The organism is Pseudomonas sp. PONIH3 (assembly GCF_002934345.1).
Classification (GTDB): Bacteria; Pseudomonadota; Gammaproteobacteria; order Pseudomonadales; family Pseudomonadaceae; genus Aquipseudomonas; species Aquipseudomonas soli.
The window spans coordinates 5,979,562-6,002,083 of the sequence record NZ_CP026386.1 but is presented as its reverse complement, the minus strand read 5'-3'; the positions used below and the strand labels follow the sequence as shown (position 1 = coordinate 6,002,083).

Genomic DNA, 22,522 nt, shown 5'->3' with positions numbered 1-22,522 from the left:
AGGACGCTTACATGGCACCGTTCAGCCGCTTTTCCCTCTCCTGCCTGGCCGCCCTGCTGCTGGCGACGACCGCCCAGGCAGCGCCGGTGATGGACACCCTGCCCCAGGCGCAGCACCAGCAACAGCTGGACCAGCTGCGTCGCCAGGTCCGCCAGGCCGTAAGCTTCGAACAGGCCCGTCGAGCGCCTCCCGCAGGCCGCGCCAGCGTGAGCCTGCAACCGATGTTCTCGTCCCAGGCCGGCAGCTGGCCGTTCGAGCCGTTCGTCAACAATGGCCTGTTCCGCGCCATCGCCGGCTACCAGGCACACCACCCGCAAGCCGTGGTGCTGCGCGGTGGCAGCATCACCCTGGCGCAACTGCATGACGCGCTGCGCGATCCGCGGGTGCTCAGGCCCTACAAGGATGGCTACCTGCTCAGCTACCCGCTGATGATCGGCGCCGATGCCGGGCTGCTGCTCGAGGGCGCCCATCTCTACCTGTACAGTTTTTCCGGCACCGCGCTGATCAACCAGGGCTGGTTGGGGCTGGAGCGTTCGACACTGGAGAGCGTGGCCGGCGACAAACCGGGCAACACCGATCGCGCCTGGCGCCCCTTCGTGGTGGCCTGGGCCGGCAGCCACACCCAGGTGATCGGCTCGACGCTCCGACGCCTGGGCTACAACGCCAACCTGTCGCGGGGTCTGAGCACCGCGCTGAGTACCCAGCAACCCATCGGTACGCGCCCCGCCACGCTGCTGATCGAAAGCAGTCAGTTCAGCGAATTGTCCAGCGCGGTGGAGCTGCAACACAGCCAGGCGACCATCGCCGGCAGCCGCTTCGAAGGCTCGCAGCAATACGCCATCGACGCCCGCGACAGCCAGTTGCACCTGCATCACAATCAGGTGCGGGGCATCGACAACAACAGCGGCGTGCGCCTGCGCGGCCAGACCCGGGCGCTGGTCGAGGGCAACCTGATACTCGGCGCCGCCAAGGCCGCCATCGAAATCAGCGACCAGCGCGGCGCCGTGTGGCTGGCGGGCAACCGTATCGGCGACAGCCGGGGCAACGGCATCCAGTTGCGCAACCTGGCGCCCACGCCCGAGGCGCCGCTGCTGATCGACGACAACCTGCTGGCCAGCAGCCAGGGCAGCGCGGTGGACGCCAGCGAGGTGGCGGCCCTGGCCCTGGTCGGCAATCGCATCGGCAATACCCCGGAGTACGCCGTCAGCCTGCGCAATGCCACGCCACTGCCGGGCCCGCTGCTGCTCAGTGGCAATCGCCTGGGACAGGTGGGCAAGGCGGTGGTGCGGGTCGAGGGTCTGCGGGAGGTTGAGCTAGGGAACAATACCTTCGACGGCAAGGCGCTGCTGCAGAACCTGCTGGCCGGTGAACTGCTGGCGCTACAGGGACAAGTGCTGGAGGCGACGCTGGTCCAGGGGCGAATGGTGCGGCTGCGTCAGTAGTAGCTCAGGCGACCGGGCGCTGCATCCGCACGAAACACTCGTCCATGCCCACTTCAACGAAGCCCCGGCGCTGGTACAGGCGCCGCGCCGGGTTGCTGGCGAACACCATCAGCCGTAACCATGGCATCCGGCGTTGCGCCGCCCAGGCGGCCAGTTCCTCCAGCACCCAGCCGCCCACGCCGCGGCCTCGATATTCGGGCAACAGGTGCAACTCGCGAATGAACAACGCCTGGCGATCCTGGCTGAGGCTGCAGAACCCCATTACCTGTTCGTCCTCGACCACCAGCCACTGCTCGCGCCAGCCCCAGGCCTCGTCGAAGGCTTTCTCGATCCACAGCAGGTCGAACTCGCGGTAGTACGGCAGCATGGCGCGGCGGGTGAGGTCGCGGGCAAACGTCAGGTAGTCATCGCTGGCGGGAATCAGTTCAAGGGGCATAGCACACCGGTGAACTGGCCGGGCCACGGCGCTCCAGCTCATCCTCCAGCCACCGGGCCAGGACCTGGGCATTGTTGTGCTCGGTATCCTTGCCAGCGTAGAGCAAGGTCAGGTTGCCTTTGCCAGCCAGGTCCAGCAACGGATACCAATGCTCGGGGTGGGCGGCCAGTTCCTGCTGATAGCGCTGGACAAAGGCTGCAAAGTCCAATTCACCGGCGTGAAAAGCCTTGCGCAGTGCATCGGAGGGCGCGACTTCGCGCAACCACTGCCCATGCAGGTCTTCCTTGCGCTTATTGCGGGGCCACAGGCGATCGACCAGCACGCGCTGGCCATCCTGCACCTCGACGCTCTCGTAGACGCGTTTGCAGCGAATCATCAGGTACTCCTGCGACATCGTTTCCCTACCAGCCTAAGGCCTTCATTGATCGAGGTCACGGCCCGGTAACGAATTGTTTCTATGCTGTATACCTTCGGCACCACCGCCCTACGCCAACCGGAGCCCTCATGGCAACCCCGTCACTGGCCAGCCAGCCCGACCTGAGCCTGCGCACCCCAGGCCCACCCCTTGCCCACAAACCCGGACGCGCCACCCTCACCTTGTTCTTCGGCCTGCTGCTGGCGGGCCTGGCCTACACCTTCTGGAGCCTCAAGCAGGACGTCAGCGCCAGCGGCACCGTCGTCACCACCGTCACTCCTTTCCTGTTGCTGGGCCTGGCCTTGCTGATCGCCCTGGGCTTCGAGTTCGTCAATGGCTTCCACGACACCGCCAACGCCGTGGCCACGGTGATCTACACCCATTCACTGCCAGCTTCGGTGGCGGTGGTGTGGTCGGGGTTGTGCAATTTCCTCGGGGTGCTGCTGTCCAGCGGCGCGGTGGCCTTCGGCATCATCGCCCTGCTGCCGGTGGAGCTGATCCTGCAGGTCGGCTCGTCGGCCGGTTTCGCCATGGTCTTCGCCCTGCTGCTGGCGGCGATCATCTGGAACCTCGGCACCTGGTGGCTGGGGCTGCCGGCCTCGTCCTCGCATACCCTGATCGGCTCGATCATCGGCGTGGGCGTGGCCAATGCATTAATGCACGGGCGTGACGGCACCAGCGGCGTGGATTGGGCCCAGGCCAGCAAGGTCGGCTATGCCCTGTTGTTCTCGCCGTTGATCGGCTTCGCCTGCGCCGCCCTGTTGCTGCTCGTCCTGCGCGCGATGGTCAAGCGCCGCGAGCTGTACCAGGCGCCAGAAGGCCAGACGCCGCCGCCCTGGTGGATCCGCGGCGTGCTGATCCTCACCTGTACCGGCGTGTCCTTCGCCCACGGCTCCAACGACGGGCAGAAAGGCATGGGCCTGATCATGCTGATCCTGGTCGGCACCCTACCAATGGCCTATGCCCTGAACAAGACCATGCCCAACGAGCAGGCCCTGCAGTTCTCGGCCGTCGCCGAGGTAACCCGCCAGGCCCTGGTACGGGCCGCCCCCGCGCCCGCCCCGGCCGATCCACGCCAGGTGCTGACCGCGTTCGTCGCCACCCCGAAGGCCAGCCCCGAGCTGCTGCCGGCGCTGGCCGCGCTGACCGGCATGATCGGCGAGGAGGTCAAGGGCTATGGCTCGCTCAAGCGCGTGCCGGCCGAGGCCATGGCCAACGTGCGCAACGACATGTACCTGGCCAGCGAAGCCATCCGCCAGATCGACAAGCACCAGCTGGCCCGCTACGACGCCGATACCGCCCGCCACGTGCAGCTGTTCAAGCGCCAACTGGACGACGCCACCCGCTATATCCCGCTGTGGGTCAAGGTGGCGGTGGCCATCGCCCTGGGCCTGGGCACCATGGTCGGCTGGCGGCGCATCGTGGTGACGGTGGGCGAGAAGATCGGCAAGACCCACCTGAGCTATGCCCAGGGCGCTTCGGCCGAGGTGGTGGCGATGTGCACCATCGGCGCGGCGGATATGTTCGGCCTGCCGGTATCGACCACCCACGTGCTGAGTTCGGGGGTGGCCGGGACCATGGTGGCCAACGGCTCGGGGATTCAACGCAAGACGCTGGTCAACCTGCTGATGGCCTGGGTGCTGACATTGCCGGCGGCGATGCTGCTGGCGGGTTGCTTGTACTGGCTGTTGAACCAGGTCCTCTGAGGATGTGCGACGGGGGCTGCCGCGCAGCCCCCGACGAGGTCATGCCGGGATCTTCAGGCCACGCTGCACGGCCGGGCGCTCGAGGAACCGCGCCAGCACCCGCTGCACTTCCTTGAACGTGTCGAATTCCACCAGCTCCCGCGCGTTGTAGCGCTCCACCAGGTTACGCACCCAGGGGAAGATGGCGATATCGGCGATGCTGTATGCATCGACCATCCACTCCCGCCCTTGCAGGTGGCGGTCGAGCACCGCCAGCAAGCGTTTGGACTCATTGACGTAGCGGTCCCGCGGACGCTTGTCCTCGTACTCCTTGCCCGCGAAGAAATGGAAGAACCCCACCTGGCCGAACATCGGCCCGATGCCGCCCATCTGGAACATCAGCCACTGCAGGGTCTGGTAGCGCTGGGCCGGGTCCAGGCTCAGCAACTGGCCGCTCTTCTCGGCCAGGTACTGCAGGATCGCCCCCGATTCGAACAATGGCAACGGTTGGCCCCCCGGCCCGTTGGGGTCGAGGATCGCCGGGATCTTGTTGTTGGCGCTCAGGGAGATGAACGCGGGGCTCAACTGGTCCTCGGCTTCGAAGCTGACCTTGTGCACCTCATAGGGCAGGCCGATTTCTTCGAGCATGATCGAGACCTTGACCCCGTTGGGCGTGGCCAGCGAGTACAGTTGCAGACGCTCGGGGTGTCGCGCCGGCCATTTGCCGGTGATGGGAAATGCGGAAAGTTCGGTCATGGGGGTGCCTTCGCGTTGGGGGCGTTCAATCTAGATGATCTCCGGCCATCCTGACCATCACCCAGTCGTGGTGCCGCTCGTCGCCGCAAGGGAAGATAGCCTCGCCCACCTTGCGGAAGCCGTTGCGCTGATAGAAACGGATCGCCCGGGCGTTCAGCTCATTGACTGTCAGGCGCGCCTGGCCATCGACCTGGGCCAGGGTGGTGGCGAGCAACAATTGCCCGGCGCCGCTGCCATGGGCGCAGGGTAGTACATAGCAGCGGGAGATTTCCGCCAGTTGATCGGCTTCGGCAATACCCAGCTTGCCGGGCGCCAGGTCGAGCATGCTGTAGCCCAGCACCTGGCCACCCCGCTCGACCACCAGCAACCGCTTGTGCGGGTGCTCCAGGTGCGCCTGGAAATGCTCAGGCTGGAGGTGATGGGCGATGTATTGCTGCTGGGCGCTGACCGCACTATCGGGCGGGCTGGCCAGGGCGAAGGTCGCTTGACCGACGAGGCTCAGGGCCACGCAGTCTTCGTCACGGGCCGGGCGAATCTGGTAGGGCATGGCAACATCCTGTCGGGCAGCCGGGTCACGTTCGACAATGCCAGCCCCACCCCATCGGTGCAAGTTCAGGCGTCGCCATGCGCCTGGCGCTTGAGCTTCTCGGTATCGACCCGCACGAACACCGAATCGGCGGTGACCGTCAGTACATCCCCGGCCCAGACCTCGCAGATCACCCGGGTCTTGCGCCCCAGCTCACCCTCGACCCGGGCCTTGAGCAGCAGCTCGACGCCCATGGGCGTGGGCTTGAGGTAGGTGAGGCCAAGCTGGCCAGTGACGCAGTCGATACGCGGCAGGCTGCCCGGTTCGCGGCCTTCGGCACGGTAGTGACAGGCCATGGCGGTCCAGTTGGAATGGCAGTCGACCAGCATGGCCAGCAGGCCACCATAAACCAGGCCGGGCCAGCCGGTGAAGGTCGGATCGGGGGTATGTCGGCACGACAGGTGGATGCCGTCGGCGTCCCAGTGGCTCTGCACATGCAGGCCGCTGGGGTGGGAACAGCCGCAGCCGTAGCAGATGCCTTCGGGGGCGGCGAGTTGTTGCAGGGACAGGGCTTGCTCGGTCATACGCGTCCTTGGCTTGTTGGTGTTGGATAAGGAGGCTGGCTGCCGATGGTAGCTCCCTGCGCGACCTGCGCCAATCCACGCGGCCTGCCCGCAGACAACGCCTACCTGACGGCAACCGCTCTGAACCGCCATTCAACCTCACTCAGCCCGCCCCTCCAGACGATTGACTCCCTGCTCGTTCAGTGGTCAGATGCGCGCCAGTTTCAGGTGCCCTGCGCCGCCGCGCGCAGGGTGAAACGGGAAGCCGGTGAGTCGATACCACGACAAGTCCGGCGCTGCCCCCGCAACGGTAAGCGAGCGAACCCTTCGACAGACCACTGTGCACACGCATGGGAAGGTGAAGGCTTCACGACCCTCGCAAGCCCGGAGACCGGCCTGAGGCTTCACTTGGCAACCCGCGGTGGGCGGGCGCAGGCCGGTATTCGCGTGCGCGCCTGCGCGCGCTTCGCCGTTGCGTGTTTTCCACCGGGATCCATTCTTTCCTGCAGCAGTGGAACGACATGTCCCGTATCAACAAGCTTCACACCCTGGCGGCCTGCCTGGCCGTGTCCCTGCCGGCGCTGGCCGACGAGCAGCCCAGCCCTGCGCTCACCCTGCCCTCCACGGCGATCACCGACAGCCGCGACCCGCAGACCGTCGACCTGGCCACCCCCACCCAGGCCGGTTCACGCCTGAACCTCAGTGCCCTGGAAACCCCGGCGAGCACTAGCAGCATCACCGCCGCGCAAATCCAGCAGCGCAACAACACCACGGTGCAGGATGCCGTGACCCGCTCGCCGGGCATTACCTTCATCGGTACCCCTGGCGATGGCGGCACCGGCTTGTCGGCGCGCGGCTTCACGGGCCAGAGTTCGGTGATGACCCTGTTCGACGGGTCGCGCCTGTACGCCGGCGCCGGCACCCTCACCTACCCGGTCGATCCCTGGATGGTCGAGCGTATCGATGTGATCCGTGGGCCTGCCTCGGTGCTGTATGGCGAAGGCGCCACCGGGGCAACGGTCAACGTGATTCCGAAAAAGCCCTTCAGCGGTGATATCCGCAACCACCTGCGCCTGGGCTATGGCTCCTGGGACCGCCAGCAACTGGGGCTGGACAGCGGCGGCAGCCTGAGCGAGCGCCTGAGCTACCGCGCCACCCTGAACCAGCAGGCGGGCAACGGCTGGGTCGACCGCACCGCTTCGCGCAGCCTGGCGTTTTCCGGCGCGCTGCGCTTCGATGCCAGTGACGACCTGAGTTTCACCCTGTCCCACGATCGCGGCGACGCACAACCTGCCAACTACTACGGCACGCCGCTGATCGACGGCCATCTGCGCAGCAGCGTGCGCAACAAGAACTACAACGTCAGCAATGACCAGCAGCGCTACCACGATGAGTGGACACGGCTGACCAGCGACTGGACCATCAGCGACAGCATCAGCGCCAGCAACCAGCTGTACTACATCAAGAGCCGTCGCCACTGGCGCAATGCCGAGGAATACGCCTGGGATGCCGGTGTGATCCAGCGCGGCAGTTTCCTGGAGATCAAGCACAACCAGGAGCAGATCGGCGACCGCCAGAGCTTCACCTTTGATCACTCGCTGTTCGGCCTGGCCAGCAGGACCGTGGTGGGCGCCGAGTACAACAAGATCCGCTTCAACATCGACAGCAACTCGCCCTACGAAGATGGCTACACCGACCCGCTCGACCCTTGGCGGCCGGCGCCCGGCGGGTTCCACAGTGCCGATCCGACGCGCCCGCAGACGCTGTCGAAAACCAGCACCTTCTCGCTGTTCGCCGAAAACCGCACGCAACTGACCGAGCGCCTGTCGCTGGTCACCGGCATACGCCGCGACCAGAACCACATCGACCGCAACGACCTGGTGAAGGACACTCGCGAAGACCAGAGCCTGCGTGGCGGCAACTGGCGCGCCGGCCTGGTGTACGCGCTGACTGACGACCTGTCGGTGTACGGCCAGTACTCCACCAGCGAGGATGGTGTCGGTGACCTGCTGACCCTGCGCCCGGAGCAACGCCTTGAACTGACCGAAGCCAAGCAGACCGAATTCGGCCTCAAGCAACGGTTCTGGGACGGACGCGGCGAATGGACGTTGGCGGCCTACCACATCGTCAAGAAGAAGCTGCCGGTGTACGACGTGGTCTCTAAACGCAGCCAGCAGGCAGGCCAACAGACCTCCGATGGCCTGGAGGCAAGCCTGGAGCTGGCTCTGGGCAATCAATGGCAACTGTCGGGCAACGCCGCCTTGGTGCGCGCCAAGTACGATGATTTCACTCAACTCAGCCGAGGCGTTTCCTACGACCGGTCTGGCAACCACCCGCAGGACGTCCCACGTCGTACCGCCAACCTGTGGTTGAGCAAAGGCTTCGGGCAAAGCGTCGACACCGGCATCGGCCTGCGCTACGTAGACGCCCGCTATACCAGCGCCGCCAATGACCAACGCGTGCCGGGCTACACCGTGGTCGATGCCAACATCGGCTGGCAGGTGCTGCCCGACGTGCGCCTGGGCCTGCAGGTGAACAACCTGTTCGATCGTGAGTACGCCCAGTCGAGCTACAGCGGCGAACAGTGGCTGCTGGGCGCGCCGCGCTCGTACTTCGCCACGGTGGACTACAGCTTCTAGGTTCTGTACGAGAAGTCTTGAGACGCAGGTCAGGCAAGGCGAAAACAGCCGAGGAACGCCCGGGGTCGCGCCCGACTGTACTGGAGTACATGAGCATTCCGAGGCTGTTTTCAACGTAGCATGAACAAGTATCAAGGCTTTTCGTACAGAGCCTAGGTCGGCCAGGTAACAGCGTGGGAGCAGGCCTGCCCCGCGCCCGCAAGAGCCAGGTCTGACGGCCATCGCGTCGTGCTTGAACATCATCGCGCCACCTGCTCGACTAGGGCCTAAGCCCCGTCCACAAGCAGCGCGCCATGACCGACATCCCGCAGATTCCCGCAGCGCCCGTGCACGCGCTTGACCAGCCGCGCACCTTGCTGTTCCTCGCCTACCCGCAGATGGGCCTGCTCGACCTCAGCGGCGCGCAGACGGTGTTCTGGGCCGCGACCAAGGCTCGCGCCGCGCGCGGCCTGCCCGGCTACCGGGTGGTCACTGCCAGCCTCGAAGGGGGCCTGGTGGCCACCGCCGAGGGCCTGGCCGTCGCCACCGAGCCACTGGCGCCCTGGCTGCACGAGCCCTTCGACACGCTGGTCGTGCCCGGCGCCCCGGAGATCGTCCGCACCCTCCCCGATCACGCCGAACTGGTCGCCTGGCTGGCCCAGGCCGCCCAACGCGCCCGACGTACCGCTTCGGTATGCAGCGGCACCTTCCTGCTGGCCGCCGCCGGCCTGCTCGATGGCCGCCGGGCCGCCACCCACTGGGCGATGTGCGATGCCCTGCACCGACGCTTCCCGGCCATCGAAGTGGATGCCGAATCGATCTTCGTGCAGCAGGATCAGGTATGGACTTCGGCCGGCGTCAGCGCCGGCATCGACCTGGCGCTGGCCCTGGTCGAGGCCGACTGCGGCCGCGAGGTGGCCATGCAGGTGGCCCGCGAATTGGTGGTGTTCCTCAAGCGCCCCGGCGGCCAGGCGCAGTTCAGCGAACTGCTCAAGGCCCAGGGCGAGGACAGCGACGCCTTCGAGACCCTGCACCTATGGCTCAGCGAGCACCTGGGCAACCCGCGGCTGACGGTCGAGCGGCTGGCCGAACAGGCGCGCATGAGCCTGCGCAACTTCACCCGGGTGTACAAGCACAAGACCGGCCGCACCCCGGCCAAGGCCATCGAGGTGTTCCGCCTGGAGGCGGCGCGCCGCTTGCTGGAAAACTCCGACCAGCATATCGAGCAGGTCGCCCGCCACTGCGGGTTCGGCAGCGAGGAGCGCATGCGCCTGGCGTTCCAGCGTCACCTGGCGGTGACCCCGCGGGACTATCGGGCGCGCTTCGCCCGCGGCGTGCCGCTGGCCGAAATCCAGGGTTCTTTGGCCTAGGGACAAACCTGGGGGGCGCTTAGCATCTGCAGCACGCCTATCGGGCCGTAATCCAGGCTCACTCACTAGGCGTAACCTTTTTCTACTGCCGCAGCGACAACATCGATAATCGCGGCATCCAGGAGCCCCTCATGAAACAGATCCTGATCATTGGCGCAGGCTTCGCCGGGCTGTGGAGCGCCCTCGGCGCCGCCCGCCTGCTCGACCTGCACAAACGCGACGACGTGCTGATCACCGTGCTCGCGCCCCAGGCGGAGCTGCACATCCGCCCACGCTTCTACGAACCCGACGTACACACCATGGCCGCTCCCTTGCAGGCGGTGTTCGACGCGGTCAACGTGCGCTTCGTCAAAGGCACGGCCTACCACATCGACCAGACCAACCAGCAGGTGGCCTACCGTCAGGCGGGTGGCATCGAGGCCAAGCTGGGTTACGACCGCCTGATCATGGCCTGCGGCAGCCTGCTCAACCGCCCGGCGCTGGAAGGCTTCGACCAGCACGCCTTCGATGTCGACAAGATCGACTCGGCCACCCGCCTGGAAGAACACCTCAAGTCCCTGGCCGCCCGCCCCGACAGCCCCGCACGCAATACTGTGGTGGTGGCCGGTGGCGGCTTCACCGGCATCGAGACCGCCACCGAGCTGCCCAGCCGGCTGCGAGCGATCCTGGGCGACAAGGTCAAGCCGCGCATCGTCGTGGTCGACCGCGGCGCGAAGATCGGCGCCGCCCTCGGCGACGGTATCCGCCCGGCCATCGAACAGGCATCGGCGGCGCTGGGGATCGAGTGGATCTGCGGCGCCACGGTGGCCTCGGTGGATGGCGGCGGCGTGCTGCTGGACAACGGTGAACGCATCGCCGCCAACACCGTTGTCTGGACCGTGGGTTTCAAGGCCAACCCGCTGACCGAGCAGATCAGCGGCGAACGCGACCGCCAGGGCCGCCTGCATGTGGATGGCAACCTCAAGGTCATCGGCAACCCGGCGGTGTATGCCGCGGGCGATGTCGCCTACGCTGCCTGCGACGAGGCTGGCAACCACGCGGTGATGTCCTGCCAGCATGCCATTCCGCTGGGCCGCTACGCCGGCAACAATGCCGCCGCCGAGCTGATCGGCGTGGCACCGATGACCTACAGCCAGCCCAAGTACGTCACCTGCCTGGACCTGGGCGCCTGGGGCGCGGTGTACACCGAAGGCTGGGAGCGCACGGTCTCGCCGCCGACGGACAAGGCCGAGGCCAAGCAGCTCAAGCAACAGATCAATTCAATATGGATCTATCCGCCGGCGGCCGACCGCGCGGCAGCGCTGGCGGCAGCCGATCCGTTGATCCCAGTGGCCTGACGGAACATCTGCGCGCGCCTACAGGGCATCTCGAGTACCGACGATGATGCCCTGCTCACGCAACTGTCGCAGCATCTGCAGCCCTTGCTGCAGGTGCTGATCCCCCAGCGCCCGCAAGCGCTCGCGCCCGGTGCCGGGCAAGCCCACCAACAGCTGCCAGGCCAAAGGCGCCAACCGGGCGAAGCGCACCTGCAGGTCGGCGTCGCGGTACACCAGCAACAAGGTGGGCTGCTCCGGCGCCTCGTCGGGTTGATACTCGGGGCCGATACGCTCCACCGGCCAGCGGTAGGCCAGCACCCGGGCCACGCACGACAGCAACGGCTCGCCGGTCAGCAGGTCGCCGGTCGGGTCGTGGGGCGGATCCTCGGCGTCGCTCAAGTACAACTGCGATTCTATCCATTCATAGTGCGCCAGCTCCAGCTGCCAGGGGGCGTCCGGCGCGACGCCCTGCAGGTAGTCAATGAAGGCTTCGGCTATTTCGGTGAACAGCGGCGTCTGGCTACGGTAATGGGCGTAGAAGTCACGCACCCGGGCATGCCAGCGCTGATCGCCGAGGGTCCGGCGCATCACCGGAAAACTGCCGGCCAACAGCCCTTCGATGGCGCCGTAGAACAGTTCGCGGTAGACCTTCAGGCGCCGCGCCTCGATACCTGGCGGCGGCGGGTTGCCGACCGGGTCGCGCAGGTGGCGGGCCAGGGTGAACTGCTGGTGGCGCAGGGTTTCGGTCATGGTCTTACGCTCCATGGGCACGTTGCACGTCGCGAATGCGCGCCGTCTCGGCCAGCAACTCGGCCAGCGGCGGGTAGTTGAAGTCACGCTCGAGTACGGTGGGTTGCGCGCCGAAGCGCTGGCAGGCGTCGGCGAACAAGGCCCAGACATCCTCCTTGACCGGCGCGCCGTGGGTGTCGACCTTCAGGTCCGGCGCTTCGTCATAGTGACCGGCCACGTGCATGCCCACCACCCGCTCGCGGGGAAGGCCGGCGAGGAAGGCCCGGGCGTCGTAACGGTGGTTGCAGGCGTTGACGAAGACGTTGTTGACGTCCAGCAGCAGGTCGCAGTCGGCCTCGTCGAGCACGGCGCGGACGAAATCCAGCTCGGCCATCGCCTGGTACGGCGCGGCGTAGTAGCTGATGTTCTCCACGGCGATGCGTCGGCCAAGGATGTCCTGGGCCTGGCGGATACGGGCGGCCACATGGTGGACGGCCTCGTCGGTGAACGGAATCGGCATCAGGTCATAGAGGTGACCGTCGTCGCTGCAATAGCTCAGGTGCTCGCTGTACATCCGCACCTGGTGCTGGTCGAGGAACTGCCGGGTACGCTGGAGGAAGCCGAGGTCCAGCGGCGCGGTGCCACCCAATGACAACGACAGGCCGTGGCAGGCGATGGCAAAGCGCTCGGCCAGACGCGCCAGGCCCTGGCCGAAGGCGCCGCCGACACCGATCCAGTTCTCCGGGGCGCATTCGAGGAAGTCCACCGCGCCCGCCTCCATGGTCAGCAGGTCGGGCAGCAGGCCGCGGCGCAGGCCGAGAACGGTGTGCAAGGTGTGTTGGGGCATGATCGGAGGGTTCCGTATGGCAGGGGTCGGCATCGGGGGCAGCCCGCCCCCACAGGGCAAATGCCGGTGGGAGCGGGCTGGCCCCGCGACAGGCTTCAGGACCTGGTCAGGTGGCTGAACAGCCCGTCGGGCATCGCCTTGCCATTGGCCTTGTAGATCGCCGCCAGGTGATCGTGGGCTTCCTGCTCGGAAATGAAGCCATCGTGGTTGCGGTCGATCTTGTCGAAGTCGGCCGCCCGGTCCTTGGCCACTGCCAGGAACTCCTCGCGCGAGACCTTGCCATCATGGTTGCTGTCGGTACGGGCGAACGAGGCGTCGCCGCACTTGCCCTCACCGCACTTGCCCTCGGCACCGGCCTTGGCGCTGGCGCCACACTTGCCCTCGCCACATTTGCCTTCGCTTTGCGTGGCCTTGCCGCTGGCACCGCACTTGCCCTCGCCGCACTTGCCTTCGCCAGGGGTCTTGGCGGCGGCCAGCTGGTAGCCCTGGGCCAACGGTTCTACCGCGAAGGCGTTGTTGCCCAGGACCATGCCGCCGAGCAGGGTGGCGCCGAGCAGGCTAAGGGTTTGACGGGTCGTTTTCATGGTGTCGCTCCACTGTGGTTGGAAAGTGGAGCCATTGAGCCGCAGCGGTGTGTCGTCGATGTATCGGAGCGGGCGTGGTTTTGTATGGCAGTGGGTCGAGGCAAGGCGCAGATACACAGGGATACAAGAACGGCCTTCTGCTGGCGCAGAAGGCCGTGACAGAGGCCTCAGTCTTCCAGCGGCTTGGGCGGCGCGGCAGGTTTGGCGGGCTTGCTCGGCTTGGCCTTGCTGTCCTTGGCCTTTGGCTCGGCTGGCGCAGCGGCTACCGGCTCCGGCGCGGTCACCGCCTGCTCGCTGGGCGGCAGCTCATCGACTGCCTTGAAAATAACTTGCGGATCGAGCTTTTCGCCGCTGTCGTCGTCCTTGAGCACATGGCGTTCGCCGTCCTTGCCCACCAGGATCACCTTGGTGCCTTTGCTGGCGCCCAGCTTGAGCTCGCGGATCAGCGCCATGGTGGTCTGCTGCTCGAGGTTCTTGTCCTCGCGCTTGCCCATCATGCTGGCGACGCTGTACAGCACCAGCCCACGTTCCTTGAATCCGGCTTGGGTAGCGGGATCTTTCAGCGCCTGTTCCAGGCCACGCAGGGTCGGGTCGGCCGAACTCGGGGCGATGACCACCAACGGCCTGGCCTTGCCCAGTTCCTTGGCCAGCGGGGCATCGCTGTCGGCGGCGTACAAAGGGCCGGCTACGGCGAGCAAGGTGGCGAGGGTCAGTGACCGAACGAGCATGCGCATCTCCTTATTCTCTCGATAAACCAAAGACTGCAGATCAGGGAGAAAGATCCGGGCCGGGAGCCTAAACCAACTATCCATCCATGTGCTTGGGTCAAAGGTAACCAGTGGTTTCCGCAATCATCGCGGCTCCTGCTGACGCAGTTTCCGGAACCACCGCTCCCGATCTTGAGCATAGTCCAAAGCCATCATGGTCCGAAGCGAACTCAGCGAACGGCCACTTCCTGCTCGGCAACCACCTCCAATGCATGACGGGTCATTTCAAGCATCCTCGTGCGTTCGGCTAGCATCCGCTCCTCCTGTACTTGGCCGATCTGCCCCAGCCGGACAGCTTCCGACAGACTCCGATCCGCCATCAAAGCCTCCATGCGTGCGTGATAGGGCGCATCGAACGCATCGAAGCGGGTTTGATAGGCCTGGCGCAAATGCTGGCACCAAAAATCCCTCTCGGCCAATGAGCGTGCCAGCGTCTCGCTGCCCTCCGCCGCCAGCACACGTTCACGCGCCTGCGCGACCTGCCGCGTACCGACGCCCGCGAGGTTGCGAAACAGCATGTCGTTGATCCGCAGCGGCAGGTCCAGCTCGCGGCGTAGCGCCAGTCGATACGCCAGGACCACCTCTATTTCGTCCGGATTGCCGCCCGTCGCTCGCTGTGCCTGAACATCTTCCAGGGCGATGCGATCAACCGCCTCCAGCCGCCACAACTGACGCCCAAGATAGAGCAAGGCCCGTTCACGATTCCCGCCAACGTTGCCCTGCTGCGCCCGCCACACCAGTAAACGCACCTCCAGGTCGCTAAAACGCAGAGTAATGCTGTCCTGGCACGTGACATCGCGGGCGCAGGCGAACAGTTCATTGCATAGCCCGGCATCCGCATCCATCGCCTGGAGCATATCCAGTACCCGATAGGCTAGATCACGAGCCCCCGCAGGGCTGCGAAAGTCGGCCGTTTCCGTTAACCCCGTGAGCAGGTGGAAAAACGCTTCGCCGCGCTCGTTGCCGTCCACCTGCGCCCAGGTCGACCCCAGCTCATCACGGTGCCGATCCCCGATCACATCGAGCCAGCGCATGCGCGGCAGGATGTCAGGTTCGATCACTTGCGCAGGTGCCACCTGCTGAGCCACGGCTAACCGCAACCGCTGATGCTGCTCGGACGTCATGGGGTTGCCCTGCAGCCACACCCGCCCCCGGGTCCAAGGCAGGGCTTGGTAGAAGCCTTCGGGCAACGCGGTGATCAGGTTGTTGCGTATATCGAGCGCCACCAGGCGCGGGCATTCAAGCGCGCCATGCGGCAGTGCGCCGATCCTGCAACTGTTCAAGCGCAATTCACTCAGACGCGCCATCGCGCCAACCGAGAAGGTTCGCCCCAGCGGGTTGTAGGAAAGATTGAGATAGGTGAGCGCCTCACAACCGGCAAGCACCGTAATTTGGCCAGGATCAAGCGCGATCTGGTTGTTGTAGAGGTCCAGGCATTCCAACCGTCGCATGTACCGCAGTTGCGCTGGCAAACGGGTCAGTCTGTTGCCAGGCAACTCCAGCACTCGCAGGTTGCCAAACGCCTCGAGAAAACTGTCGGGCACTGCTTCGAGCGCCATACTCCGGAGTGACAGGACCGACACACGATTGAACCGGATCAGCCGCGGCAGCTCTGGCAGCGTTCCCGGCCTCGTCCCCATCTGGCTCCACCAAAGCTCGATGGGAGGGGAACGATCGACGGACTCCTCGAAGGTACTGCATTGCCAGCAGCGTATAAGCGCATCACTGAAATAGCGACGCTGCTCCTGGGCCTCGCCACGCGAAGCGCTTGTAACCCAACGCTCCATGTGTTCGGCCAACAGTTCGGATTGCCCACGCAGCGTCGTCAGGATCTCCTCGACGCGCCGCCCCGAGGCCTGGACCGCGCTGATCCACGTATCGAGCTCTGCCTGGTCCAGGGCTGGAAACAGGCTGTGCGCCCTGTCGACCAGCGCCTGCGGCCTGCCTCTACGCCAGACCCTGTCGGGCAGGCGGCCGTTCAACAGATAGCCGAAGCGACCGTCCTGCAGCCGCGATGGCGGGCGCATGGCGCCCGGCTGCCTGGGTGACAGCAGGCGTTCCACGGCCGGTCGGTCGGCAACCGCGCGCCGCCTCACCGCCACGCGCAGGCTGGCGGCAGAAGGTGCGTCCAGGCCCAGCTCCATGAGTTGGTCCTCGTCGTAGGCAGCGGCCATGACCTCGAATAATTCACCAATCGCCCCCACGGCGTTGCCATGTGAATCGAGGCGCACATACCGGCCATCAAGGTGCAACAGGCTGGTTGTCATCGCGGGCTCGCCTCCCGCGACCAGCACCGGCCCCCCGACACGCTCGTCCAGCAATCGCCAGCGTATGGGCCTGGAAGCACCCGCCTGCGCTTCGAGCAGCCCGATCACCACCCGCGCAAGATCCGCTGACTGCGGCATGTCGTAATGCAAGGCCTCCAAGACCCGCACCGTACGGATCCGTGCGACGCTCGCCCTCGCACCCTCGGCAAGGCGCATGGCTATCCTGCCAGTCTCGGCCAGGCGTCGGTAGTCGTCGGCATCGGCGCCTTGCAGCAACGCCTGCGCCGCTCGTCTGTGCAAGCCTGTAAAGGCCCGTCGCAACGTGGCGATTGCGACCGTATCGGCTTCCTGCCCACTGTCGTACAGCGCCTGCAGCAACGGTCGGCGGTACAATCCAATCTGCTCGGCAAGCCGGGGCCCCTCAAGCCCAAGCATTTGCGGCCAACGCTGGGCATGCCGCAGCAATTCATGATCCTCGCTACCCACACCAGAGCGCAGATCCGTGATCGCCCGGCTTATGCGTGCCTCCAGTTGCAGGCGTTCGACGCTGTCACAAAGCCAGGGGTCAGGCGCCTGGCTTTCCATGTGCAACGCCCGCAGATTGCTCGCGCCAATCCCGTGAATACTCAGTGCTGCGTCAACCCTGGCAGCATCAAGCTCGTTGAACGGTCTGCCCAATCGACTGAACATCAGGCGTGCACCCTGCCAGCATGACGGCTGCGCACTGGCTAACCGCCACGCGCCCGCGCCGTTGCCGTGCACCACAGGACCGAAGCCTGCCTGGGGGCACAATTGCCACGCGCCATCTTCGCTGCGCTGCTGCACCGCATAGTGCTGCCCCTCCATCTCGATGAACGCTTGCCCGGCTTGCCGCTGGACGCCATCGCCCGCCTGCCGCGCAGCCAACAGTGGCGCCTCACTGCGATAGGCCGCCAGGTCCTGGTTCCATAGCTTCGTCTTGCCATTTTCCATTTGCGCCGGCACCAGGCTGTCGACCAGCACTGAACGCCCCCATGCATGACGCACGGCCGAAACCCCGACCGCTGTCACCGCCACCACGGCCAGATCGCGCGCCACATGCGTCAGATGGTCGAGGGCGGCCGAGGTATCGCCGTCATGCCAACTCTCCACGCCATGGAAAACCTCGGTAAGTAGATCCCAGGCAAAGACTGCGAGCAGCCCAGCGCCAACCGCAGGAATGAAGAACCCCGCCAGGCCCGCCAGCAACCACCCCTGCGCCGCAAGGTACCGGTCATGGGCCTGCTGCACGGCTCGATCCAGTTGAGCCACGGGAGGCGCGATCATTGCGGCGTCATCCTTGATCTGCGCGATACGCGCCGCCGCCAGTTGGTCGAACAGCGGGAGTGCGATGGGGTGCATGTGCACCTGAAGGTCGCGGGTGGCCCAGATCGCGACATCCCGGTACAACTCGATGACGGTCGAAAAGAAGCGCTGGCTGTCGCGGCGCCTCAGAAAGCGGCTGAAGAATGTCAGGTAGGCGCCATCGCGCAAGTGGCGACCCAGCCGCTTGCGGCTAAAGTGCTCCAGGTCGGGGTGGGCGCTCCAGGGGCCGTGTGGATCACCTGGGATGTAGCAGAAGATGCGTTGGCTGGTATTGCGCAACCAGCCCTGATCAATGACGTCGAACACGATGACCTGCTCCAGCGCGCATCCCAGCACGCGCAGTCGCTTGACAACCACCGGCGCGTCGCCCGGTACCTGCGAATCGCCATCGCTGCACACGCGCAGAAGCAGATCAAGCTCGGCGGCGCTCAGGATTCCGTCGACATTTGCCTTGCACGCGTCGACCACCAGCGTGGAGTGCAGCAACCCCGCCAGCACGGCGCGCATGCTTTGTTCGCCGGGCGGGTCAAAGACCGCATCCAGATGGCGCTGATAGCGCGCGCCAGCATCCAGCTCGCGGCATAACCGGGCAAACTCGGACGCACTGGGCTGATCAAGACGCCCCCCATCCCCCTTTAGCAGGCCATTACCGCGCGGCTGGCCGGTATCCACCGACTCGCTGGCGACGAAATTGCGCATTGCGGCTTCCACCAATGGAGTCTGGGCATAGTCAGTACCCGAAACCGGAACTCGGGTAGTGAAATACTGGCCACGCAACGGCACCGGGTACCCGTGGCGGAACCACAGGGTGGCGACATCCACCTTTGTCGCGAATCGTTTGTCGAAGGCGTCCTGCAAGGCGGCACCGACAAACGCTTCGATGCCCTGCACACGCCTCCAGCGCGCCCGTAGGCGTTGCCGGCAGTCAAGGCTGGTTTTGAGGGCGGCGCACAACGCCGCCAGAGAGGCATCGGCAAGCTCGTGCAACCAGTCAGGCAGCCGCTTGGCGATGAGGTCATCCTGGAACGCTTGCTCGAAGCGGAGCGTGTCGTCGCTTGGCGCAACCGCTGAGTCGCTGTCGGTAGGCATGGGTGGACTCCTTGTGCTGGGGGGCCCAGCCTAGGGATAGCTGCCTTGCCCCGGCACTAGCCCGCTACCACCGCACTCAGAACAGCGCCAGCTGACGATCGATCAGCGCAGCGAAGTCATCACCGACAAAGGGCAGGATGGCATCCGCCACGGGTTGCAACTGGCGGGTCAGGTAGTGGTCGTAGTCCAAAGGTGCCTGGCAGTTTTCCAAGGGCTCCGGGCCGGCCGTGGTGATGACATAGCTGATCCAGCCGCCGCGTTGGTACTGCAACGGTCGCCCGAGACGGGCGTTGTACTCGTCCGCGAGCCGCGCCGCGCGCACGTGCGGCGGCACATTGCGCTGGTAGTCGGCCAACGGCCGGCGCAGGCGCTTGCGGTAGATCAACAATTCATCCTGTTCGCCAGCCAGGGTGCGCTCGATATAGCCGCGCACATAGTCGCGATAGGGCTGGCCGCGAAACACCCGGCCATAGAGCTCCTGCTGGAACTGTCGGGCCAGGGGCGACCAGTCGGTACGTACAGATTCCAGGCCCTTGTAGACCATCTCCTCGCTGCCGTCGACACGCCGCACCAGGCCGGCATAGCGTTTCTTGCTGCCCTCGTCGGCGCCACGGATAGTCGGCATGAGAAAACGCCGGTAGTGGGTTTCGTATTGCAGCTCCAGGGCGCAGTCCAGACCCAGGGTCTCGGCCAGGTGGCGGCGCCACCACTGGTTGACCTCGGCCACCAGCTCGCGGCCGATGCGCGCCGCGCCCTCTTCGTCGTGGGCGCCTTTGAGCCAGACGAAGGTGGAGTCGGTATCGCCGTAGATCACATCAAAGCCCCGCGCTTCGATCAGTGCCCGGGTCTGGCGCATGATCTGGTGCCCGCGCATGGTGATCGACGACGCCAGGCGCGGGTCGAAGAAGCGGCAGCCGCTGGAGCCAAGCACGCCATAGAAGGCGTTCATGATGATCTTCAGCGCCTGCGACAGCGGCGCGTTGCCGTCACGCTTGGCCGCCTCGCGGCCCTGCCACACCCGTTCGACAATCGCCGGCAGGCAATGCTGGCTGCGCGAGAAACGCCCGCCGCGAAAACCCTCCACCGAATGTGTGTCGTCCGGCTGGCGCAGGCCCTCGACCAGACCCACCGGGTCGATCAGGAAGGTGCGGATGATCGAGGGATACAGGCTCTTGTAGTCGAGCACCAGCACCGAATCGTACAGGCCGGGCCGCGAATCCATGACGAAGCCGCCTGGGCTGGCCTCGCCCTCGACACTCCCCAGGTTGGGCGCGACATAACCCAGGCGGTGCATGTGCGGGATGTACAGGTGGCAGAACGCGGCCACCGAACCGCCGCTGCGATCCACGGCAAGGCCGGTGACCGATGAACGTTCGAGCAGGAACTCGAGCAGCCGGGTATGGGCGAAGATCCGCGTGACCAGTTCGCAATCCTTGAGGTTGTAGCGGGCCAGGGCCGGCTTGTCCTCGGCGAAGCGGCGGTTGATCTCGTCCATGCGCTGGTAGGGTGTGTCGATAGCCTTGCCCTCGCCCAATAACTGTTGCGCGACGCTTTCGAGGCTGAACGAGGGAAAGCTCCAGGTCGCCGAGCGCAAGGCCTCGATACCGTCGATCAACAACCGTCCAGGCGCCTCGGCGAAGAAATGGCTGCGGCTGCCATGCTCGCGCAGGTGCAGCGGCGCACCGTCGCGGCCCATGCACAGCGGCACCTTTAGGCGCTGTGCGTGCTCGTGCAGCAGACGCAGGTCGAACTGCACCAGGTTCCAGCCAATGATCGCATCGGGGTCGTGGCGGGCAAGCCACTGGTTGAGGCAGGTGATCAGTTCGGCGCGATCGCTGCAGTAATGCAGGTCGAAATCCACCTCGCCGGCCTCGCCGTTGGCCGGCCCGAGCATATAGACCTGACGCTGGCCGCAGCCTTCCAGGGCGATGCTGTACAGCTCGCCACGCTCGCTGGTCTCGATATCCAGCGACACCAGGCGCAAGGTTGGGCGATAGTCGGGGTCGGGCTTGAGCTGGGCATCGAACATGGTGCCCTGGTCGTCGGCGCGGCCATCGAAACGCACCGGCGCGGTGATGAATCGCTCCATCAGATAGCGCTCCGGCGGGCGGATATCGGCCTCGAAGACCTCGATGCCCGCGCCGCGCAAGCGTTTTTCCAGGGTGATCAGCTGGCGGTGCTGGCGGCAGTACAAGCCCATCACCGGGCGCAGGTCGAAGTCGCGCAGTTGCAGTGGCTTGAGTTCGACGCCCTGTTCATCGGCCAGCAGCAAGCGGGCGTGTTCAGCCTGGGCGGCGGGCAGGAAAGCCACCGAGGGCTGCGGGGCCAGGCGCACGCGCCGGGGCCCCTGGTCGGTGGCCAGCCAGAACTCCACGCAGGTGCCTTCGGGCGTGTCATGCCAGTGGCGGGTCAGGACGAAGCCTTGTTGCAATTGCACTGCGGGGGGACCTCGAATCGCTGCTTTGTTCGCACCTGCTGATTGTAACTGTCCTGTCGTCAGAAATACTGATTCGCCGATATGAACATCGGGCTAGCGGGCGCCGGCGGCGAACCCGGCTCGGCGTCCGCCCAGCACCAGCAACCATGCCAACCCCACCAGCGCCAGCACCACCGCGCCAAACGCCCCGACCCCGGCGCCCACCAGCAACAGCCCGCCGATGATGCCACCCAGGGCGATGGCGCTGTTCCACACGGTCACCAGCATCGACTGCGCCACATCGCCGCCCTCGCCCGCCGCATCGGCGCAGGCCGTTTGCAGCAGCGTCGGCGCGCCGCCGTAGGTCAGCCCCCACAGCGCCACGCTGACATGCACCAACCAGGGTGCGCCTTGCACCTGCCCCAGCGCCAGGGTCGCCAGGGCGAAGCCGGCCAGGCACAGCAACACCAGCCCGCGCAGATGCCGATCGACTCCCAGGCCGACCAGGGCGATGCCGGCCAGCGAGGCCAGGCCGAAGGTCATCAGTACCTGGCCCACCGCCTCGGCCATGCCCGCCGCGGCAATCAGCGGCACGATGTAGGTGTAGAGAATGTTATGACCAAGTATCCACGCCAGGATCACCAGCAGCACCCGTGCCACACCCGGGGTACGCAACACCGCCATGGCCGCGGGGCGCTTGCCCGCAGCCTGGCCGGGAAAATCCGGTACTGCCCGCAGCACCCAGGCGGCCAGCAGCAATGCGGCCAGGGTCACCATCACGAAGGTCGCCCGCCATCCCATCAATGCCCCCAGCCAGGTTCCGATGGGCAAGCCCAGCGACAAGGCGATGGGCTGCCCCAGCATCGCCACTGCCATGGCCTTGCCCTGCTGGGCCGGTGCCACCATGCGCCGCGCATGACCGGCGATCAGGCCCCAGGCCAGGCCGGCGGCGGCACCGGTGCAAAATCGCAGGAGCAAGGTGAGCGTGTTGTCCGAGGACACTGCGGTCAGCCCGTTGAACAGGATGAAGCCGCCAATGGCCAGCAGCAGTGCCCGACGGCGCCACCAGCCTTGGGTCAGGGTCACCAGTGGGATGGCCGTGAGCAACGAACCCAAGGCGTAGGCGGTGACCCATTGCCCGGCCATGGCCTGGCTGATCTGCATGCCGTTGGCGATCTGGTCGAGCAGGCCGGCCGGCAGCGTCTCGCTGAGGATGGCGATGAAGCCGGTCAGCGCCAGCGCCAGCAAGGCGCTCATGGGCAGGCGCGTGGCACTGGCGGGGGATGCGCCGGCGCAGGCCGCCGAGGAAGGTGAATGCATGATGGTCTCCGGTTTGTCGAACAGGCAGGCAT

The 22,522-nt window shown here is 65.9% G+C and carries 17 protein-coding genes and 1 riboswitch; of the genes, 5 read left to right on the top strand and 12 right to left on the bottom strand.

Annotated elements, in window-relative coordinates:
* Positions 1-11 precede the first annotated feature (11 nt).
* Complete coding sequence (locus C3F42_RS27835) at positions 12-1,442, top strand: right-handed parallel beta-helix repeat-containing protein (protein ID WP_094011368.1); 1,431 nt, start codon at positions 12-14, stop codon at positions 1,440-1,442.
* Positions 1,443-1,446: 4 nt separating this feature from the next.
* On the opposite strand, the gene C3F42_RS27830 is transcribed toward C3F42_RS27835, so the two are convergent.
* Positions 1,447-1,878 carry a GNAT family N-acetyltransferase gene (locus C3F42_RS27830; RefSeq protein WP_104445160.1) on the bottom strand — a complete coding sequence of 144 codons (432 nt, stop codon included), beginning with the start codon at positions 1,876-1,878 and terminating at the stop codon, positions 1,447-1,449.
* Complete coding sequence (locus C3F42_RS27825; protein ID WP_023632656.1) at positions 1,868-2,254, bottom strand: DUF488 domain-containing protein; 387 nt, start codon at positions 2,252-2,254, stop codon at positions 1,868-1,870. The genes C3F42_RS27830 and C3F42_RS27825 overlap by 11 nt, the downstream gene beginning before the upstream one ends.
* Before the next feature lie 128 nt (positions 2,255-2,382).
* Here C3F42_RS27825 and C3F42_RS27820 point away from each other — a divergent pair, with 128 nt between their 5' ends.
* Positions 2,383-3,999 carry an inorganic phosphate transporter gene (locus C3F42_RS27820; RefSeq protein ID WP_094011366.1) on the top strand — a complete coding sequence of 539 codons (1,617 nt, stop codon included), beginning with the start codon at positions 2,383-2,385 and terminating at the stop codon, positions 3,997-3,999.
* A 39-nt stretch (positions 4,000-4,038) separates the two neighbouring features.
* On the opposite strand, the gene C3F42_RS27815 is transcribed toward C3F42_RS27820, so the two are convergent.
* From C3F42_RS27815 to C3F42_RS27805, 3 genes are all read right to left on the bottom strand, one after another.
* Entirely contained in the window at positions 4,039-4,734 is a 696-nt protein-coding gene (locus C3F42_RS27815) for a glutathione S-transferase N-terminal domain-containing protein (protein ID WP_023631479.1), read from the bottom strand.
* 25 nt (positions 4,735-4,759) lie between these two features.
* Entirely contained in the window at positions 4,760-5,281 is a 522-nt protein-coding gene (locus C3F42_RS27810) for a GNAT family N-acetyltransferase (RefSeq protein ID WP_104445159.1), read from the bottom strand.
* 65 nt (positions 5,282-5,346) lie between these two features.
* Positions 5,347-5,844: a PaaI family thioesterase gene (locus C3F42_RS27805; protein WP_023631478.1), complete on the bottom strand. Its 498-nt coding sequence runs from the start codon at positions 5,842-5,844 to the stop codon at positions 5,347-5,349.
* A 188-nt stretch (positions 5,845-6,032) separates the two neighbouring features.
* Positions 6,033-6,238, top strand: a riboswitch (cobalamin riboswitch).
* A 106-nt stretch (positions 6,239-6,344) separates the two neighbouring features.
* On the opposite strand from C3F42_RS27805, the gene C3F42_RS27800 reads away from it, so the two are divergent.
* The 3 genes from C3F42_RS27800 to C3F42_RS27790 all read left to right on the top strand — a co-directional run bounded on the left by C3F42_RS27800 (position 6,345) and on the right by C3F42_RS27790 (position 11,148).
* Positions 6,345-8,462, top strand: coding sequence for a TonB-dependent siderophore receptor (locus tag C3F42_RS27800; protein WP_104445158.1), 2,118 nt, complete (start codon positions 6,345-6,347; stop codon positions 8,460-8,462).
* 293 nt (positions 8,463-8,755) lie between these two features.
* Positions 8,756-9,811, top strand: a complete 1,056-nt coding sequence (locus tag C3F42_RS27795) for a GlxA family transcriptional regulator (protein ID WP_104445157.1) — start codon at positions 8,756-8,758, stop codon at positions 9,809-9,811.
* A 131-nt stretch (positions 9,812-9,942) separates the two neighbouring features.
* A complete protein-coding gene (locus C3F42_RS27790) occupies positions 9,943-11,148 on the top strand; it encodes an NAD(P)/FAD-dependent oxidoreductase (RefSeq protein WP_104445156.1) in 1,206 nt (401 codons plus the stop codon).
* Positions 11,149-11,166: 18 nt separating this feature from the next.
* On the opposite strand, the gene C3F42_RS27785 is transcribed toward C3F42_RS27790, so the two are convergent.
* The 7 genes from C3F42_RS27785 to C3F42_RS27755 all read right to left on the bottom strand — a co-directional run bounded on the left by C3F42_RS27785 (position 11,167) and on the right by C3F42_RS27755 (position 22,490).
* Positions 11,167-11,877: a DUF2063 domain-containing protein gene (locus C3F42_RS27785; RefSeq protein WP_104445155.1), complete on the bottom strand. Its 711-nt coding sequence runs from the start codon at positions 11,875-11,877 to the stop codon at positions 11,167-11,169.
* 4 nt (positions 11,878-11,881) lie between these two features.
* Complete coding sequence (locus C3F42_RS27780; protein WP_104445154.1) at positions 11,882-12,703, bottom strand: DUF692 domain-containing protein; 822 nt, start codon at positions 12,701-12,703, stop codon at positions 11,882-11,884.
* Between the two features lie 95 nt (positions 12,704-12,798).
* Positions 12,799-13,287 carry a hypothetical protein gene (locus C3F42_RS27775; protein WP_031315297.1) on the bottom strand — a complete coding sequence of 163 codons (489 nt, stop codon included), beginning with the start codon at positions 13,285-13,287 and terminating at the stop codon, positions 12,799-12,801.
* Between the two features lie 167 nt (positions 13,288-13,454).
* On the bottom strand, positions 13,455-14,015 hold the full coding sequence (locus tag C3F42_RS27770) for a DUF4174 domain-containing protein (protein ID WP_023630983.1): 561 nt from the start codon (positions 14,013-14,015) through the stop codon (positions 13,455-13,457).
* Positions 14,016-14,224: 209 nt separating this feature from the next.
* Positions 14,225-18,754, bottom strand: a complete 4,530-nt coding sequence (locus C3F42_RS27765) for an NEL-type E3 ubiquitin ligase domain-containing protein (RefSeq protein WP_104445153.1) — start codon at positions 18,752-18,754, stop codon at positions 14,225-14,227.
* Between the two features lie 76 nt (positions 18,755-18,830).
* Positions 18,831-21,191 carry a DNA polymerase II gene (locus C3F42_RS27760; protein WP_104445152.1) on the bottom strand — a complete coding sequence of 787 codons (2,361 nt, stop codon included), beginning with the start codon at positions 21,189-21,191 and terminating at the stop codon, positions 18,831-18,833.
* A gap of 93 nt (positions 21,192-21,284) precedes the next feature.
* Complete coding sequence (locus tag C3F42_RS27755; RefSeq protein WP_104445151.1) at positions 21,285-22,490, bottom strand: MFS transporter; 1,206 nt, start codon at positions 22,488-22,490, stop codon at positions 21,285-21,287.
* Between the last annotated feature and the right edge of the window lie 32 nt (positions 22,491-22,522).

What these genes read in the sequence shown, in the direction of transcription:
- C3F42_RS27835 (WP_094011368.1), top strand. Translation starts at nt 12, where the DNA reads ATGGCACCGTTCAGCCGCTTTTCCCTCTCCTGCCTGGCCGCCCTGCTG.
- C3F42_RS27830 (WP_104445160.1), bottom strand. Translation starts at nt 1,878, where the DNA reads ATGCCCCTTGAACTGATTCCCGCCAGCGATGACTACCTGACGTTTGCC.
- C3F42_RS27825 (WP_023632656.1), bottom strand. Translation starts at nt 2,254, where the DNA reads ATGATTCGCTGCAAACGCGTCTACGAGAGCGTCGAGGTGCAGGATGGC.
- C3F42_RS27820 (WP_094011366.1), top strand. Translation starts at nt 2,383, where the DNA reads ATGGCAACCCCGTCACTGGCCAGCCAGCCCGACCTGAGCCTGCGCACC.
- C3F42_RS27815 (WP_023631479.1), bottom strand. Translation starts at nt 4,734, where the DNA reads ATGACCGAACTTTCCGCATTTCCCATCACCGGCAAATGGCCGGCGCGA.
- C3F42_RS27810 (WP_104445159.1), bottom strand. Translation starts at nt 5,281, where the DNA reads ATGCCCTACCAGATTCGCCCGGCCCGTGACGAAGACTGCGTGGCCCTG.
- C3F42_RS27805 (WP_023631478.1), bottom strand. Translation starts at nt 5,844, where the DNA reads ATGACCGAGCAAGCCCTGTCCCTGCAACAACTCGCCGCCCCCGAAGGC.
- C3F42_RS27800 (WP_104445158.1), top strand. Translation starts at nt 6,345, where the DNA reads ATGTCCCGTATCAACAAGCTTCACACCCTGGCGGCCTGCCTGGCCGTG.
- C3F42_RS27795 (WP_104445157.1), top strand. Translation starts at nt 8,756, where the DNA reads ATGACCGACATCCCGCAGATTCCCGCAGCGCCCGTGCACGCGCTTGAC.
- C3F42_RS27790 (WP_104445156.1), top strand. Translation starts at nt 9,943, where the DNA reads ATGAAACAGATCCTGATCATTGGCGCAGGCTTCGCCGGGCTGTGGAGC.
- C3F42_RS27785 (WP_104445155.1), bottom strand. Translation starts at nt 11,877, where the DNA reads ATGACCGAAACCCTGCGCCACCAGCAGTTCACCCTGGCCCGCCACCTG.
- C3F42_RS27780 (WP_104445154.1), bottom strand. Translation starts at nt 12,703, where the DNA reads ATGCCCCAACACACCTTGCACACCGTTCTCGGCCTGCGCCGCGGCCTG.
- C3F42_RS27775 (WP_031315297.1), bottom strand. Translation starts at nt 13,287, where the DNA reads ATGAAAACGACCCGTCAAACCCTTAGCCTGCTCGGCGCCACCCTGCTC.
- C3F42_RS27770 (WP_023630983.1), bottom strand. Translation starts at nt 14,015, where the DNA reads ATGCTCGTTCGGTCACTGACCCTCGCCACCTTGCTCGCCGTAGCCGGC.
- C3F42_RS27765 (WP_104445153.1), bottom strand. Translation starts at nt 18,754, where the DNA reads ATGCCTACCGACAGCGACTCAGCGGTTGCGCCAAGCGACGACACGCTC.
- C3F42_RS27755 (WP_104445151.1), bottom strand. Translation starts at nt 22,490, where the DNA reads ATGCATTCACCTTCCTCGGCGGCCTGCGCCGGCGCATCCCCCGCCAGT.